Source organism: Vibrio sp. 10N.286.48.C11 (assembly GCF_041469805.1).
Classification (GTDB): Bacteria; Pseudomonadota; Gammaproteobacteria; order Enterobacterales; family Vibrionaceae; genus Vibrio; species Vibrio crassostreae_C.
The window spans coordinates 1-16778 of the sequence record NZ_JBFRLK010000035.1 but is presented as its reverse complement, the minus strand read 5'-3'; the positions used below and the strand labels follow the sequence as shown (position 1 = coordinate 16778).

Below are 16778 nucleotides of genomic sequence, written 5' to 3'. Positions count from 1 at the left end.
GAAGTGGAGGTGAGCTGAATGTCAGCTCACCATACTAAGCAGCTCAATTATGATGATTGAGTGTTACCACCTGATAATTTGCCACATAGCCCTTTAGGTACGACTACGAACGCATCGGATTGGTTGTCTTCTTTTGCTGTACCCGCACATGAGCTTGTTTTGGTTGCACAATCATTTTGGCCAGCTTTTGCCACGCCGTAGCATTTTTCTTTTGCTGCTGCTTCCGCAGGTGCTGATGTAAGAACTGCACCGCCGAACGCTAGTACACTTGTGATTGCAGCTGTAACAGCAAGATTAGAATTTTTCATAGTCATTCCCTCTAGGACTTAATAGTATTTTCATATCGCAGGTTAATGGATTGTTAACTTGCTTACTAAAAAGGATTGGAACAACCGGGAAATAATTTCACGGTATTATAAAAATTATCAATATTAATGATGTTTTATTGTTTAACTTGTTGAATTTATGATGTTAATTTTTGATTGTTTTTTCTTCTTATTATCCTAAACGCAGCCTAGTGTTTAGGTTATAATCAACTTTTATGTATAAATACCCAGTAGTGAGCATATCCAATGATAGATCCTTCGCTTTTACTCGATGGCCTAAACGATAAACAACGTGAGGCGGTCGCGGCTCCTTTAGAAAACCTACTTATTCTGGCAGGTGCTGGCAGTGGTAAAACGCGAGTGTTGGTGCATCGTATCGCTTGGTTGCAAAGTGTAGAGCAAGCATCACCGTTCTCTATTATGTCGGTTACCTTCACCAACAAAGCGGCAGCAGAGATGCGTGGTCGTATTGAAGAGTTGATGATGGGCAGCTCGTCAGGTATGTGGAACGGCACCTTCCACGGTATCTGTCATCGTATTCTTCGTGCTCACTATCTAGATGCAAAACTGCCAGAAGATTTCCAGATCATTGATTCTGATGATCAGATTCGTTTGCTACGCCGCTTAATCAAGGCGCAAAACCTCGATGAAAAGCAGTGGCCTGCTAAGCAAGCTTCTTGGTGGATCAATGGCAAGAAAGACGAGGGGTTACGCCCAAGTCACATTGACGCCTACCATGATCCAATAACTCAAACGTGGTTAAAGATCTATTCTGCTTACCAAGAAGCATGTGACCGTGCTGGTTTGGTCGACTTTGCGGAAATCTTGCTGAGATCGCATGAGCTATTGCGCGATAAGAAACACATCCGCGAGCACTACCAAGCTCGCTTTAAGCACATTCTTGTCGACGAATTCCAAGATACCAACAACATTCAATATGCTTGGCTGCGCATGATGGCTGGCCCGGATTGTCGCGTGATGATTGTGGGTGATGATGACCAATCTATCTATGGCTGGCGTGGTGCTAAAATTGAAAATATTCAGAAGTTCTTGGATGAATTTCCAGGCGCTTCAACGGTTCGACTTGAACAAAACTACCGTTCAACCAAAACCATTCTTCAGGCGTCGAATGAGCTTATCTCAAACAACACCGAGCGTATGGGTAAAGAGCTGTGGACTGATGGCAACGATGGCGAGCCAATCTCTGTTTACTCTGCTTATAACGAGTTAGATGAAGCGCGTTTCACGGTTAGCAAAATCAAAGAGTGGCAGGAGAAAGGCGGTGCGTTAGAAGATACGGCAATGCTATATCGTAACAACGCACAATCGCGTGTTCTTGAAGAAGCTTTGATCCAAGCTGGTCTACCTTATCGAATTTACGGCGGCATGCGATTCTTCGAGCGTCAAGAAATTAGAGACGCCTTGAGCTACATGCGCCTAATGAGCAATCGCGGTAATGATGCGGCGTTTGAGCGTGTGGTAAACACGCCAACGCGTGGCTTGGGTGATAAAACGTTAGAAACGATTCGTCTTGCTGCTCGTGATCGTGGTGCAACCATGTGGGAAGCCAGTGTTGCTTTGATAGAAGAGCAAGTGCTACCCGGTCGTGCTGCGGGCGCATTAAGTCGTTTTATCGAGCTGATTAATGCGCTTGAAGATGACACGTTGGAACTTAGCCTGCATGAACAAACCGACCACGTGATTAAATCGTCGGGTCTGTTTGCTATGTACGAGCAAGAGAAGGGTGAGAAGTCGAAGGCACGTATCGAGAACTTGGAAGAATTGGTAACGGCAACGCGCCAGTTTGAAAAGCCGGAAGAAGCGGATGAGATGAGCATGCTGACGGCGTTCTTAACTCACGCAGCTTTGGAAGCGGGTGAAGGTCAGGCCGATGAGTTTGACGATGCGGTTCAGTTAATGACTTTGCACAGTGCTAAAGGCCTAGAGTTTCCAATGGTGTTCATGGTGGGTGTCGAAGAAGGCATGTTCCCAAGCCAGATGTCGGCCGAAGAAGCGGGGCGTTTAGAAGAAGAGCGTCGCCTGTGCTATGTAGGCATGACTCGTGCGATGGAGAAGCTGTACATCACTTACGCAGAGATGCGTCGATTGTATGGCCAGGATAAGTACCACAAACCATCTCGCTTTATTCGTGAACTACCAGAGACCTGTCTGGATGAAGTACGTATGAAGGCGCAAGTGAGCCGTCCTGCAAGCAGCGGTCGCTTTAGCCAAACTGCCGTGAAAGAGAATTTCAACGAAACAGGCTTTAGCTTAGGCTCTCGCGTTAAGCACCCTAAGTTTGGTGAAGGTACCATCATCAACTTCGAGGGAAGTGGCCCGCAAAGCCGAGTTCAAGTCGCGTTTAACGGTGAAGGCATTAAGTGGTTAGTGACGGCTTACGCGCGTTTAGAACAGCTGTAATCCGTTACTTCAGTATCTAGAAAGCCGTTTGGTCTTTAAAAATCGTTCAGCATTTAAAAGTAATCCACATTAAAAACAGAAGGAGCAGCCAATGGCTGCTCTTTTTATTGCTCGGAACCAGTCTAAATAGGTTGAATCGAGCTTAAGGCATTTCTGCCCAGAAAGAACACTTACAGTGCTGCAAGTGCCGCTTCGTAGTTTGGTTCTTCAGTGATCTCTGCAACCAACTCGCTGTGTGTTACCACGCCTTTTTCATCAACAACCACAACTGCACGTGTAGTTAGACCTGATAGTGGACCTTCAGCAATCGCTACGCCGTAGTCTGATGCGAACGCAGGAGAACGGAAAGTTGAAGCGTGTTGAACGCCTTCAATACCTTCTAATTCGCAGAAGCGACCCGCAGCAAACGGTAGGTCAGCAGAAATACAAACCACAACCGTGTTTTCAAGCTCAGCCGCTTTTGCGTTGAACGTACGTACGCTCGTTGCACAAGTTGCGGTGTCGATGCTTGGGAAGATGTTTAGAACCACTTTCTTGCCTTCAAGAGAAGCAAGAGTCAGTTCAGAAAGATCGCCTGCAGCAAGTGCAAAGCTTGGTGCTTGTTCGCCAGTTTGTGGGAATGTGCCTGTTAGCGGTACAGCAGCGCCTTTGAAGGTAACGTGTGACATGAATTGTCCTTAGTTTAATTATGGTTATGAAACTAGTTGAGCCTAGTTCGACTTACGTTACTCTGAAGTGGTTAAGAAGTGAATGCTTTAAATGTCAGAATTGTAATCAAAGGTCTTTGATTTATTTGCTTGAGAGGGAATAAATGAAGCGGCAGATAAAGAAAAACCCCGAGAGCTTGCGCTCATCGGGGTCTATAGTCTTACTCGCAGCAATCCGGCTACTAAGTGTGCTCCATGCATCAAATCCATGATAGTGTGCTGTTATCCTTCAGCGTATTCCTTTCGTCGCCTTCCTAGCGGTGTCCTTGATCTTATCCTGATCTGCCAACAATCCTCGTTAGCGCGCGTCACTTGTTCCTTGAGCGGTGTCCTTTACATCATCCTGATGTTCAGTCCTTTCCTCGTCCAGAGGTGTCCATTGTCTTTCCTTAGTAGCAACCATCCTAGTTACTATTGCGTCCATTCAATGTCCATTTCGCTATCCATGCCGATTATTCATCCTGAGTAATCGAATCTTCATCCTGAAGATAACCAAGTCCTTGGCGTTTCCTGTTCCGTGTCAGCATCCTTCCGACACCATTCATATTACCGATTCCTTATTTATCAGCAATGGTGCATAAGCGAATTTCTATATAATTATTTGAATGATAAACGTACGTATTGTTTATTTTCAGTTGGTTACGATATCTTGGTGCTTAATTTCGCAGTTAAATATCGATATTTACTCACTGCCTTGTGAGAGATCTCGCACAAGACAGGGAGTAAAAAGGGAGTATTTTCTCTTATTGGCCGATAGCCGCACCTTCACGACGAGGGTCTGCAGCACCTTCTAACCCGTCTTTTGTGATGCGAATAGCGTGTAAACCCGAGTTAAGATCGCGAACGTTGACCTCAAATCCCATCTTTTCTAGCTCAGGTTTGAAGTTTTCCGCTGATGTTCCTTTTTCCAAATCTAAGGTACCGAAGCGGTTTAGGAAGTGTGGTTGGTTGATCGCTTGCTGAATATCCATGTCCCATTGGGTGTGGGCAATGATCGCTTGTGCCACATAACCTATGATACGACTGCCACCCGGAGAGCCAATCGCCATGTAAGGTTTATCGTCTTGCATGATGATGGTTGGTGCCATTGAAGAACGTGGGCGCTTACCCGGCTCGAGTCGGTTGGCGATAGGTTTGCCATCGTTATGAGTCTTGAATGAGAAGTCGGTTAGTTCGTTATTGAGTAGGAAGCCTCTTACCATCAAGCGTGAGCCAAATGCGTTCTCAATTGTGGTGGTCATCGATACGACATTGCCATCGCTATCGACAATATTGAAGTGGCTGGTGGAAGGCAGTTCAATAGACACATCTTGGCTTTGCAGTATGGCGTGATCCCACGGTGGGGTGCCTGATGGTGCACTTTCTAATGCCTTTCCAGCAGTAATTAGCTGGGCACGCTCTTGCAAATAGTCAGTATTCACTAACCCTTGGGTTGGCATTGGCACGTAATCTTGGTCTGCCATGTACATACCACGGTCTGCAAAGGCCAAACGAGAAGCGTCTGCTAACACTTGCCAAGATTTCGCGTCGTTTGGTCCCCATGATTTAAGATCAAACTGCTCGGTCATCGCTAAGATCTGCCCAACCGTTAATGCACCTGAACTTGGTGGACCCATTCCGCACACTTGGTAGCTTTCATAAGCAGAACAAACCGGCTCGCGCTGCTTAATCGAATACGCATCGAAGTCTTTTTGCGCCAAGACGCCCGGGTTACCTTTAGCCGTTTGAACTGTGTTGATGATGTCAGCAGAAATCTCGCCTTGATAGAAAGCCATAGCACCATCCTTTGAGATAGCGTTTAGCGTTGCAGCGTATTCTGGGTTCTTAAGTAGCGTACCTGCGGTTTTTGGGCTGCCATCGGCGTTAAAGAAGTAGGCTTTAGTTGTCGCAAAGCGGCTTAGTCGCTCTTGGTCATTTTCAATCAAGGTCGCTAAACGTGGGCTGATGGTAAAACCTTTTTCAGCCAGTTGAGCGATAGGTTTGATCAGCGATGCCCACTCTAACTTGCCGTATTTTTGGTGAGTGTCCCACAGCAATTGGACTGTTCCCGGTGTCGCCACTGAGCGACCACCAACCACAGCATCGTAAAACTTAAGTGGTTGTCCGCTCTCATCTTGGAATAGACGTGGTGTTGCATCAAGTGGTGCGGTTTCACGACCATCGTAGGTCTTGAGCTGTTTGTCTTTGCCATCAAAATAGACAAGGAAAGCGCCGCCACCAATACCTGATGACTGAGGTTCCACCAAGCCAAGCATAAGCTGCACGGCAACCATGGCGTCAATTGCGTTACCACCACGAACAAGTACATCAGCACCGGCTTGTGTTGCAAGAGGGTTGGCTGCGGTGACCATCCAATCGTTGGCTTTAACGAGTTGTTTGGTTTCTAAACCACTACTTTGTTCGGGTGCGACGGAATCGGCAGCTTGATTTGCCCAACTGACGTGAGAGGCAAAAAGTAGGGTAGAAGTGGCGAGGGTTGTTAGTTTTGTTTTCCACTGCATGATCTTCTCCTTTTAATATGCAGAGCTAGATTGGCAGTGGAAAGATTAGATAGCCAGTGCGTTGTTAACGAATTGTAATCTTGATTCGAATTTAAGCGATTAAACCGGACAGCGACTGCCAAAGAATACTCGCGCCAATCAGGCTGAATACGACGCCACATAAGCCATCGATGTATACCGTTGCTTCGCTCAGTTTCTTCTGTAGAGCCTTAGTCGAAAGCATCCACGCCAGTAGTGAAAACCAAAACAGAGACAGACCAAACAGGATGATAAGCGCAAAACCTTTACCTGATAGAGACATGTCGGCAGGCACTAAGCTCGACATCAAGCTGATAAAGAACACCAAAGCCTTTGGGTTGAGAATATTGGTCGCAAACCCTTTCGAAAATGCCTGACGCTTGTTGGTCAAAATAAGATCTTTGGCATTGATGGTATCGTCGTCATCGTCGTGGTTCTGAATGATTTGCCAGGTTGCTTTGAGGGCACCGTAGCCTAAGTAGAGCAAGTAGCTACCGCCAGCCAATTGGATAATGGCAAATAGGGTTGGTTGCTGGTGGACTAGGTAACTGATTCCCGTCAGGCTCAGCAACGAATGCAGTAAGATCCCGCAAGATAAACCAAGCGCAATGTACAAGCCTGTTTGTCTGCCGTGGCGTGTCGCATTTTGCACGACTAACGCAAAGTCTGGGCCGGGGCTCATCAAAGCGATGAAATGGATAGAGGCGAGGGTGATCAGTATGGTGACTTCGTTCATGTCAGTTCTCAATAACGTTGCCGCTATTATTAAATAAGTAATCGTATTGAGCGTAGCTTACCGCGATTTGAAATCGAGCAATTGTAAATTATCAACACTTAGTTGATTTGTGAAGGTGGTACGCCGAATGTGGTTTTGAATGCTTTGGAGAAGTGTGCTTGATCATAGAAGCCTACTTGGTGCGCGACCTTAGTACCACAGATCCCAGATTTAATCAGGCGCATGCTCTGTTCCATACGCAAACGGCTCAGCCACGCGTAAGGGGTGATACCCATTCTGTTCTTAAAGTGGCGTTGGAATTGAGTTGTGGTTAAGCCGCACAGCTCAGACAGTTGTTCTAATCGCACTGGCTGATCCAAATTCGCCATCAAATAGTCTTTGAGTGTATCAATCGATTGATTGCCCAGTTTGATGTCACTCTTCGATCCAAATTTGGCATAACGATCGACGATCGTCGAGAATCCCTCGAATGGTAAGCAATCTTGAGCGAGTTGGCTGATGTTTTGAGTTATTAAAAGACGGTGTAGGTTACACAATTGTAAAAACGCAGCTTGATCGGAGAGGATCAACTCTGAAAAGCCTAATGTGTGACCATTTTGCTTGGGATCGGCAAGATCTTGAAACCATTGGGGAGAAACTGCAAACACGCTGACTTGATAACCTGAATCGAGTTTGGAGTGCCCATCATGCAGCTCATCAGGTGGCATGATAACAACTTGGCCAGCTCCGACATGGTGACTCGCACCTTGATAGACAAACTTTTGTTGGCCTTTTGTTATTAAGCCAATGTGAAAGTCCAAATGATAGTGGCGCTGAAAGGCAAACTCTTGGTATTGAGCTTGGATCAGGCTGATATCTTCTGTTGGGGTAGAGTAGTAGTGGACTTTATCCATGGTACAAAAAAGCTTGGTTAAATAGTCATCAATTCAACCAAGCTTATCTTCGTCACTCGCAGTTGTCTTGTAAAAAACGATCAGTTCTTTTGTTTAGCTTGTTTGTTCTTCTTGTTGTTACTCAAACCATCAAAGCTGAATACCACTAATGCCCCCCAAATAAAGGCAAAGGTAACAGCTTTGTCTGACGTAAAGGCTTCACCATAAATCAGCACGGCCAATAAGAACATTAAGCTTGGACCGATGTACTGGAAGAAACCCAGTGTCGATAGTTTTAATCGCGTAGCTGCACCCGTAAAACACAGTAAAGGGATGGTTGTAATCACACCAGCAGCAACCAGTAATAGGTTGAGCTGCATCGGGTTCATTGATAAGTCTGAGGTTGGACTATCGGCAATAAACAGTAAGTACGTTGCAGCGAGAGGCAACATTACTAGGGTTTCAATGAACAAACCTGTTTGTGCCTCTAAGCTAACTTTCTTACGTAGCAAGCCGTAGAAACCAAAACTAAAGGCTAATGCGATAGCGACAATAGGAATTGAGCCAAAGGCTATCAATTGGATAAGGACTCCGACAGCCGCTAGCGCAACCGCACACCACTGTAGTCTGCGTAAACGTTCGCCAAGGAACAGCATCCCAAGCAAGACGTTAATCAGTGGGTTGATGTAATACCCTAAGCTGGCATCGAGCATATGATTGGAATTAACCGCCCAGATAAAGATCAGCCAGTTAGCACCCACCAAAATAGACGTCGCTACCAAATAGAGCATTTTTGGTTTTGAGGTCAAGGTGTCGCGGACTTTACGCCAGCTGCGGCCAATGTGCAGTAAGAAAGCGAGTAGGAAAAAAGACCATACTACACGGTGGCTGAGGATCTCTAACGGGGAAACGTCACTTAAAGATTTGAAATATATAGGGGCGATACCCCACATTGTGTAAGCGCCGACGGCAAGCAAAACTCCTTGGCGCGTACGTTGTTGTTCTTCCTGTGTCATGCATCTTTCTCTAGCACTGAGTGCTTATTAATAAGATTTATAAGAGAGTTGGTCAGTATAGGAGCGATAACCCTTTTCACCTAACAATTTGCGGTTTAATTCGCCAGCGTTCCCCTCTACAATGTGCGACTTGCTTGCCGAAGATGCTTGCTGATTTCATACCTCGATTAGGAACCACAATGACCGCCACTCTGATTGCTGAGCAAATACCAACTCCCGCGAATGATGCGCAAACCATCTTGCAAGATGTGTTCGGCTATCAAAGCTTTCGCGATGGTCAGCAAGAGGTCATTGATTTGGCCGTTGAAGGCAAAGACAGCTTGGTGATTATGCCAACCGGTGGTGGTAAATCTCTGTGTTACCAAATCCCTGCTTTGGTTCGTGAAGGGCTGACTCTGGTTATCTCGCCGCTGATCTCGTTGATGAAAGACCAAGTCGATCAACTGAAGGCCAATGGTGTTGCTGCTGAGTGTATTAACTCTTCAATGCCACGTGACCAATTGCTGAATGTGTTCAATCGCATGAACTCAGGTCAGCTGAAAATGGTGTATGTGTCGCCAGAGCGCGTGTTGATGCGTGACTTTATCGAGCGTCTTCAAGGTTTACCGCTTTCAATGATTGCAGTCGATGAAGCGCACTGTATCTCTCAATGGGGTCACGACTTCCGCCCTGAATACGCATCATTAGGCCAGCTTAAACAGTACTTTCCGCATGTGCCTTACATGGCGCTCACAGCAACCGCTGATGATGCGACGCGTAAAGATATTATCTCGCGCCTACAGCTCCTGGACCCGCATACTTACTTAGGCAGCTTTGATCGCCCTAATATTCGCTACAACTTGGTTGAGAAGCACAAACCCGTGTCACAGGTGGTTCGCTACCTAGAAACACAAAAGGGCAATTGCGGCATCATCTACTGTGGTAGCCGTAAGAAAGTGGAGATGGTGACCGAGAAGCTGTGCAATAACGGTATTCGCGCCGCGGGTTATCACGCTGGTATGGACACCGATGAGCGTGCTTACGTTCAAGAAGCCTTCCAACGCGATGATATTCAGATCGTGGTCGCGACTGTGGCTTTCGGTATGGGCATCAACAAACCCAACGTACGTTTCGTGGTGCACTTTGATATCCCACGTAATATCGAGTCTTACTATCAAGAGACAGGCCGTGCAGGTCGTGATGGTTTGCCTGCTGAAGCGATGATGTTGTTTGACCCGGCTGATATGGGTTGGCTGCGTCGTATGCTGGATGAGAAAGAAGAAGGCCCACAGAAACAAGTTGAGATGCACAAGCTGAATGCGATGAGTGCCTTTGCTGAAGCGCAAACGTGTCGTCGTCAGGTTCTGCTTAACTATTTTGGCGAATATCGCGAGAAGCAATGTGGCAACTGCGATATCTGCCTCGATCCACCTAAGCATTTTGATGCGACTAAAGAAGCGCAGAAGGCGTTGTCTTGTGTGTACCGTGTCAATCAGTCGTTTGGTATGGGCTACGTAGTCGAAGTGATGCGTGGTATGCAGAATATTCGTGTCCGTGATAATGGTCACGATAAGCTATCTACCTACGGTATTGGCCGCGATCACAGTCATGATTACTGGATCAGTATCTTCCGTCAGCTGATTCATAAAGGCTTGCTGTTCCAGAACATCACTCGTAACTCAACTTTACAGCTAACAGAAGAAGCCCGCCCGCTGCTGCGCGGTGAGATGTCTTTGGAATTGGCTGTTCCTCGTTTAGATACAGCGGTGCGTAATGCTAAGTCCGATAAGTTAAGCAGCAAGAATTACGATAAGAAGCTGTTTGCGAAACTGCGTAAGCTGCGTAAGTCGATTGCTGATGAAGATGGCTTGCCACCATATGTGGTATTCAGCGACGCGACCTTGATTGATATGGCTGAAATACTACCTACTTCATACGGAGAAATGCTGGCAGTCAACGGTGTCGGTCAACGTAAACTGGATAAGTACGCAGACCCATTCCTAGATCTGATTCAAGAACACATCACCACACACGGCTAGTTTGCGAGAAACGTCTAACTAATAGAAAAAGAATAAGGTTGATAGGGACATGACAACACAAACAGAATTTGGCTTAAGAGAGTATTTAGCTGAGGAAGGGCGTTTATTGATTACGTCTCCAAGTTTTGATTTTGATTCTTATGAAGTGCTAGGTGAAAAGCTGGTGGCGTTGTTGTCAGCGTCAGTTGTTGAAAAGCAATGGGACGCCGATATGCATTCTTGGTTGATTGATTTTGAAGATTGCCGAATGTTCTTAAAGTCCGAACATTACAGTGAATCAATTTGGTTTGAGTCGTTAAACGCTGAAGAAAGCCGAGAAGAGTTTGATTATCTCGCGACGCTTTTCAAGCGCGGTTTTTAACTTTTGGCATCTCTTCTAAAACACAGCTTCTAGAGCTATTCACCAATAAAAGTGAGAATAAACGTTTGCGTTTGTTCTCACCGTTGCAGCCAATATTGATTAATGTATAATCGCCCGCCGCTCAGCAGAGCAATTTTTAGATACATTTTTTAATTCACATTATTGGTAAGAGCTTTCTTGGATTATTCGAAGAAATGACTCGATTTGGGTTCCCTCACCCCCAAACCAAACTAAAAAGGTACAGCATGAGTAACTTTACCCCTGCGCAACAGCGCAAAGCCTTAGCACTATTAGTTTTGTTCCATTTGGTGATTATTGCGTCAAGCAACTATCTGGTTCAGCTACCTTTTACCGTCTTCGGTATGCACACCACTTGGGGTGCTTTCACTTTCCCGTTTATCTTCCTAGCGACCGATCTGACCGTACGCATTTTTGGCGCGCAGCTTGCCCGTAAAATCATTTTCTTAGTGATGCTACCAGCGCTGGCCGTTTCTTATTTCTTGTCAGTGGTGTTCTTTGAAGGTTCATTCCAAGGCTTTAGCCAACTAGGTGAGTTCAACTTGTTTGTTGCACGTATCGCCGCGGCGAGCTTCATGGCTTATTTACTGGGTCAGATCTTGGATGTGCATGTTTTCAACCGCCTACGTCAGCTTAAACAGTGGTGGGTTGCCCCAACGTGTTCAACGTTATTCGGTAATGCTATTGATACCATCGCTTTCTTTGCGATTGCTTTCTACCAAAGCCCAGATCCATTCATGGCCGAGCATTGGACTGAGATTGCCTTAGTCGATTACGGATTCAAACTTATCATCAGCCTAGGCTTGTTCGTGCCTATGTACGGTGTGCTTCTTAACTACATTGTTAGAAAGCTAACCGCAGTGAACCCTGACTTTAAAGCGACAGGCGTGAACGCTTAAGTTTGAGATTTGTAACACAAAGCATTAATGCAGCGATAAGAAAAAGCTCAAGTTAGTCTACTAACTTGGGCTTTTTTAATTTCTAGCGTCAGATACTAATATCAGAGGCATTTAATATTCAATGGCCAGCCAATATCGGTTTGTCTATTCGACTCGAGCTCTAGCTCTGCAGCGGTCAGCGGATTGTCAGCTAACCATTGCTTAGAAAGCGTTAGGGTTAGATTGTTGTCATTCGTCGTCAGTTTGAACTCAGGCTCTAGCGCTGGGTTACGACGGTGAGTTAACAAAATAGCCAAACGCAGAATACGTAAAATACGCTTGCTGCTGGTGCCTGAGATAGCGTGTTGCTCTGGTAATGAGGTTAACTGTTCACGGTAGCGACGAGTTAACTCACCCAAGTAGTGCTTTTGCGCTCGAGTAAAGCCAGGTAGGTCTAAGTTTTGCAGCAGATAAGCGCTGTGCTCACCGCCTTTTTTGAAATCGATGGTTAAACCAATCTCGTGAAGCTTAGCTGCCGTTTGCAATAGCACACCAGCTTGAGGTTCTGAAACCCACGCTTCGGCGCCCGCTTGGTCTAGCAGCGTTTGTGCGACTACAGCAACTTGTTCACCGTAGCTTACGTCCATTTGGTAGCGTGATTGAACACTCTTAATGGTACGCGCTCGGATATCTTCTTGGCGAAGCTCATCAACCATCTCGTAGGCTAGGCCTTCCCGGAGTGCGCCGCCTGCGAGTGTCATTGAATCTATTTCAAGCAACTCAAAAATAGCAATAAGAATGGAAAGGCCACTCGGGAACACTAATGCGCGTTCAAGGGTAAGTCCTTCGATTTCTAGCTCTTCCAAGCGCTCAGTAATCATCGCTTGTTTCTGTAGACGCTTAAGTTTGGCATGAGTAATCACTTCATCCATGCCTTGCGCCAACATGATCTCTTGCAGTGCTTGAACGGTACCGCTGGCGCCCACACACACATCCCATCCGATATCAGTGTAGCTATCTAGGATAGGAGCCAACGTCGACTTCGCCGCTTCAATGGCGTTGTTAAAGTTGGTAGCGGTTAATTGGCGGTTTTTAAAGTGGCGCTCAAGCCAAGTAACACAGCCCATCTTTAGGCTGGTTAGTGCTTTCGCTGAGAAGCCTTCACCAATGATCATCTCGGTGCTTGCGCCACCAATATCAACAACCAGTCGGCGGCCGCTGCCACCAGAAGTGTGTGCTACGCCTTTATAGATAGTCGCAGCTTCTTCTTCTCCGGAGATAACATTGATGTCGTAACCAAGGATCTGGTTCGCTTTCTCTAGAAATATATCCACATTGATAGCAGTACGTAGGGTCGCTGTACCGACAATGCGGATATTTTCTTTCGGAATATCTTGCAGTCGCTCTGCAAAGAGACTCAAACAGTCCCAACCGCGCTGCATGGCTTCTGTACTAAGCGCATTATTTTCATCTAAGCCTGCAGCTAAACGCACTTTGCGCTTAATTTTAGCCATGGTTTGTACGCTGCCATCGATATGACGCACAACGAGCATATGAAAACTGTTCGACCCGAGGTCGATTGCAGCGTAAAGCGGGGGTGACACTGTTTGACTCATAAGCGACTAAGCTTCCTTGTTATGACGCGGTTGGCGTGGGCGACGGTTCTGGTTTGGTTTACGGTTCCCGTTGCGTGGGCCATTGTTGTTTGAGCGGCGTTGTTGCGGGTTACGTGTACGTAAGCGCAATGGTGCTGGTAGATCTTCTAGCAGTGCAGAAGCATCGTAGTCAGACACAGGGATCGCGTGCTCAATGTATTCTTCGATTGGTGGCAAGTTGATTGCGTAATCTTCACAAGCAAAGCTGATCGAGTGACCACTTGCACCAGCACGACCTGTACGGCCGATACGGTGAACGTAATCTTCACAGTCATCAGGTAGGTCGAAGTTGAATACGTGTGTTACTTGAGGAATGTGTAGACCACGTGCTGCAACGTCGGTTGCGACAAGCAGGTCAACATCACCTTTAGTGAATTGCTCAAGAATCTTTTCACGTTTCTTCTGAGGAACATCGCCAGTTAGCAGGCCAACACGGTGACCATCTGCAGCTAGGTGACCCCAAACAGACTCACATTTGTGCTTAGTGTTAGCGAAGATGATAGCGCGCTCTGGCCACTCTTCTTCAACTAGAGTCTGCAGCAGTGCCATTTTGTGTTCGTTTGATGGGTAGAACAGCTCTTCCTGAATGCGGTGACCTGTTTTACGCTCTGGCTCAACAACAACATGCTCTGGGTTGTGCATGTGTTCGAACGCTAGCTCTTGTACGCGGTAAGACAATGTCGCAGAGAACAGCATGTTCAGGCGATCTTTTGGCTCAGGCATACGGCGGAACAAGAAGCGGATGTCTTTGATGAAACCAAGATCGAACATGCGATCAGCTTCGTCAAGAACAACAGCTTGAATGTGGTTAAGGTTAAATACCTTCTGCTTGTAGAAATCGATGATGCGGCCAGTCGTACCAATTAAGATATCTGCGCCTTCTTCGATTTTACCTAGTTGCTTGTCGTAGCTTTCGCCACCGTAAGCAAGTGCTGCCTTGATACCTGTGCTTTCAACCAGAGAGTCAGCATCGTTGTAGATCTGAATCGCGAGTTCACGCGTTGGTGCCATAATAATCGCACGTGGCTGGTTAGGCTTACGCCCTTCATGCTCAGGTGTTTTTAGCAGGTGGTTAAAAGTAGCAGTAAGAAACGCAAGCGTTTTACCAGTACCCGTTTGGGCCTGGCCTGCAATGTCTTGGCCGGTGAGCAGTACCGGGAGCGCCAAGGCTTGGATAGGGGTACAATAATCGAACCCTTTTTTCTCCAATCCTTCAATGACTTGCGGAAGTAAATCCAAGTCGGCGAACTTTTGCTCTGTGATATGCGTCTTTTTCATTGCTATAGAATATCAGCTTAAGCTTGCAATACGAAAGTAAATACATTCCAATAGGGCATCTATTTACTGGTTATCATCCAACCAGTTCTAAAAAATACATTGGAGTGGAAGATGAGTGATAAGATTTTGCAGCTAACTGATGACGGTTTTGATAACGATGTAATCAATGCTGCAGGCCCTGTTCTTGTTGATTTTTGGGCAGAATGGTGTGGTCCATGTAAAATGATTGCGCCGATTCTTGATGAAATCGCAGACGAGTACGAAGGCAAGCTCACAATCGGTAAATTAAATATCGACCAAAATGCTGGTACTCCACCAAAGTTTGGTATTCGCGGTATTCCAACGCTACTTCTTTTCAAAGATGGCGGCGTAGCAGCGACTAAAGTTGGTGCATTATCTAAAACTCAACTTAAAGAGTTCTTAGACGCTAACCTTTAATCAGGTCAGCATTTGAAAAGAAACCGTGCAGTTAACAAATGCGCGGTTTTGTTTTTTCTAAGCTATGGACTAGTCTTAGTTTTAGTGCTAATTTATCGCACGTTAATTGAACGAATTTCTCTTCTTGGTCGATCCTGTGACCAAATCCTTCTTAACTTAAGAAAACAGATCCTATTTTGACTAAACAAACTTCCACCACTATGAATCTTACTGAACTGAAGAACAGACCTGTGTCTGAGCTTGTTAAACTTAGCGAAAGCTTAGGTCTTGAAAATCAAGCTCGCCTAAGAAAACAAGACATTATCTTCTCCATCCTTAAAGCGCATGCAAAAAGTGGTGAAGACATCTTTGGTGATGGTGTTCTAGAAATTCTTCAAGACGGTTTTGGTTTCCTACGTAGCGCCGACAGTTCATACCTGGCTGGCCCAGATGATATCTACGTATCACCAAGCCAAATTCGTCGTTTTAACCTACGTACAGGTGACTCTATTGGCGGTAAAATCCGTCCACCTAAAGACGGTGAGCGTTACTTTGCACTGCTTAAAGTAAACACGGTTAACTACGACAAGCCAGACAACGCACGTAACAAGATTCTTTTCGAAAACCTTACTCCTCTTCACGCTAACGAACGTATGGTGATGGAAGCGGGTAATGGTGCGACTGAAGATATTACGGCTCGTATTCTTGACCTTGCATCTCCAATTGGTAAAGGTCAGCGTGGTCTGATTGTTGCTCCGCCTAAAGCGGGTAAGACAATGCTTCTGCAAAACATTGCTCAAAGCATTGCACGTAACCATCCTGAGTGTGAACTAATGGTTCTACTTATCGATGAGCGTCCAGAAGAAGTAACAGAAATGCAGCGTCTAGTTAAAGGCGAAGTAGTTGCTTCAACATTCGATGAGCCAGCATCTCGCCACGTACAAGTTGCAGAAATGGTTATCGAGAAAGCGAAGCGCCTTGTTGAACACAAGAAAGATGTAGTTATCCTACTGGATTCTATTACTCGTCTAGCTCGTGCTTACAACACTGTGATTCCTTCATCAGGTAAAGTTCTTACTGGTGGTGTTGATGCGAATGCTCTACATCGTCCAAAGCGTTTCTTCGGTGCGGCACGTAACGTAGAAGAAGGCGGTAGCTTAACGATCATCGCAACAGCACTGGTTGATACTGGTTCTAAGATGGATGAAGTTATCTACGAAGAATTCAAAGGTACAGGTAACATGGAACTGCACCTTAACCGTAAGATTGCTGAAAAACGCGTATTCCCAGCGATTGATTTCAACCGCTCTGGTACTCGTCGTGAAGAGCTTCTTACCAAGAACGATGAACTACAGAAGATGTGGATCCTGCGTAAGATTGTTCACCCAATGGGCGAAATCGACGCAATGGAATTCCTTATCGACAAGCTAGCAATGACGAAAACGAACGATGAGTTCTTTGACGCAATGCGTCGTCAGTAATATTGATTAGCTGATCGTATTTAATAAGCGCTGCCCTCGGGTGGCGCTTTTTATTGGTTCATCGCGGCTTTCCGG

14 protein-coding genes are annotated in these 16778 nt (G+C 46.0%); 6 read left to right on the top strand and 8 right to left on the bottom strand.

What is annotated here, in order from left to right; translation table 11 throughout:
* Positions 1-47 precede the first annotated feature (47 nt).
* On the bottom strand, positions 48-308 hold the full coding sequence (locus tag AB4209_RS09920; RefSeq protein WP_004736650.1) for a DUF2282 domain-containing protein: 261 nt from the start codon (positions 306-308) through the stop codon (positions 48-50).
* 264 nt (positions 309-572) lie between these two features.
* Between AB4209_RS09920 and uvrD the strand changes: the two genes are divergently transcribed.
* Positions 573-2747 (top strand): DNA helicase II, encoded by a 2175-nt coding sequence (uvrD, locus tag AB4209_RS09915; RefSeq protein WP_048662853.1) that lies wholly within the window; start codon positions 573-575, stop codon positions 2745-2747.
* Positions 2748-2917: 170 nt separating this feature from the next.
* On the opposite strand, the gene tpx is transcribed toward uvrD, so the two are convergent.
* The 5 genes from tpx to rarD all read right to left on the bottom strand — a co-directional run bounded on the left by tpx (position 2918) and on the right by rarD (position 8597).
* Positions 2918-3415, bottom strand: coding sequence for a thiol peroxidase (gene tpx / locus AB4209_RS09910; protein WP_048613238.1), 498 nt, complete (start codon positions 3413-3415; stop codon positions 2918-2920).
* A gap of 782 nt (positions 3416-4197) precedes the next feature.
* Positions 4198-5955: a gamma-glutamyltransferase gene (gene ggt, locus AB4209_RS09905; RefSeq protein WP_102393438.1), complete on the bottom strand. Its 1758-nt coding sequence runs from the start codon at positions 5953-5955 to the stop codon at positions 4198-4200.
* Positions 5956-6046: 91 nt separating this feature from the next.
* The gene (locus AB4209_RS09900) at positions 6047-6709 is read right to left on the bottom strand and encodes a LysE family translocator (RefSeq protein WP_102393439.1); all 663 of its coding nucleotides are present in this window, start codon (positions 6707-6709) and stop codon (positions 6047-6049) included.
* Between the two features lie 98 nt (positions 6710-6807).
* A complete protein-coding gene (locus AB4209_RS09895) occupies positions 6808-7602 on the bottom strand; it encodes an AraC family transcriptional regulator (protein WP_102393440.1) in 795 nt (264 codons plus the stop codon).
* A gap of 80 nt (positions 7603-7682) precedes the next feature.
* Positions 7683-8597, bottom strand: a complete 915-nt coding sequence (gene rarD, locus AB4209_RS09890) for an EamA family transporter RarD (protein ID WP_372055715.1) — start codon at positions 8595-8597, stop codon at positions 7683-7685.
* Between the two features lie 179 nt (positions 8598-8776).
* Between rarD and recQ the strand changes: the two genes are divergently transcribed.
* The 3 genes from recQ (at position 8777) to AB4209_RS09875 (ending at position 11893) form a co-directional block, all read left to right on the top strand.
* A complete protein-coding gene (recQ, locus tag AB4209_RS09885; protein WP_017062982.1) occupies positions 8777-10615 on the top strand; it encodes an ATP-dependent DNA helicase RecQ in 1839 nt (612 codons plus the stop codon).
* Between the two features lie 49 nt (positions 10616-10664).
* On the top strand, positions 10665-10976 hold the full coding sequence (locus tag AB4209_RS09880) for a DUF3630 family protein (RefSeq protein WP_017061332.1): 312 nt from the start codon (positions 10665-10667) through the stop codon (positions 10974-10976).
* 245 nt (positions 10977-11221) lie between these two features.
* Complete coding sequence (locus tag AB4209_RS09875) at positions 11222-11893, top strand: 7-cyano-7-deazaguanine/7-aminomethyl-7-deazaguanine transporter (protein ID WP_017061333.1); 672 nt, start codon at positions 11222-11224, stop codon at positions 11891-11893.
* Positions 11894-11994: 101 nt separating this feature from the next.
* On the opposite strand, the gene gppA is transcribed toward AB4209_RS09875, so the two are convergent.
* On the bottom strand, positions 11995-13488 hold the full coding sequence (gene gppA / locus AB4209_RS09870) for a guanosine-5'-triphosphate,3'-diphosphate diphosphatase (protein ID WP_017059247.1): 1494 nt from the start codon (positions 13486-13488) through the stop codon (positions 11995-11997).
* Positions 13489-13494: 6 nt separating this feature from the next.
* Positions 13495-14805: an ATP-dependent RNA helicase RhlB gene (gene rhlB, locus AB4209_RS09865; RefSeq protein WP_048610414.1), complete on the bottom strand. Its 1311-nt coding sequence runs from the start codon at positions 14803-14805 to the stop codon at positions 13495-13497.
* A 111-nt stretch (positions 14806-14916) separates the two neighbouring features.
* Here rhlB and trxA point away from each other — a divergent pair, with 111 nt between their 5' ends.
* Both trxA and rho read left to right on the top strand, forming a co-directional pair.
* Positions 14917-15243 (top strand): thioredoxin TrxA, encoded by a 327-nt coding sequence (trxA, locus tag AB4209_RS09860; RefSeq protein WP_010440700.1) that lies wholly within the window; start codon positions 14917-14919, stop codon positions 15241-15243.
* Positions 15244-15443: 200 nt separating this feature from the next.
* Positions 15444-16703, top strand: a complete 1260-nt coding sequence (rho, locus tag AB4209_RS09855) for a transcription termination factor Rho (protein WP_017062978.1) — start codon at positions 15444-15446, stop codon at positions 16701-16703.
* The last annotated feature ends 75 nt before the right edge of the window (positions 16704-16778 follow it).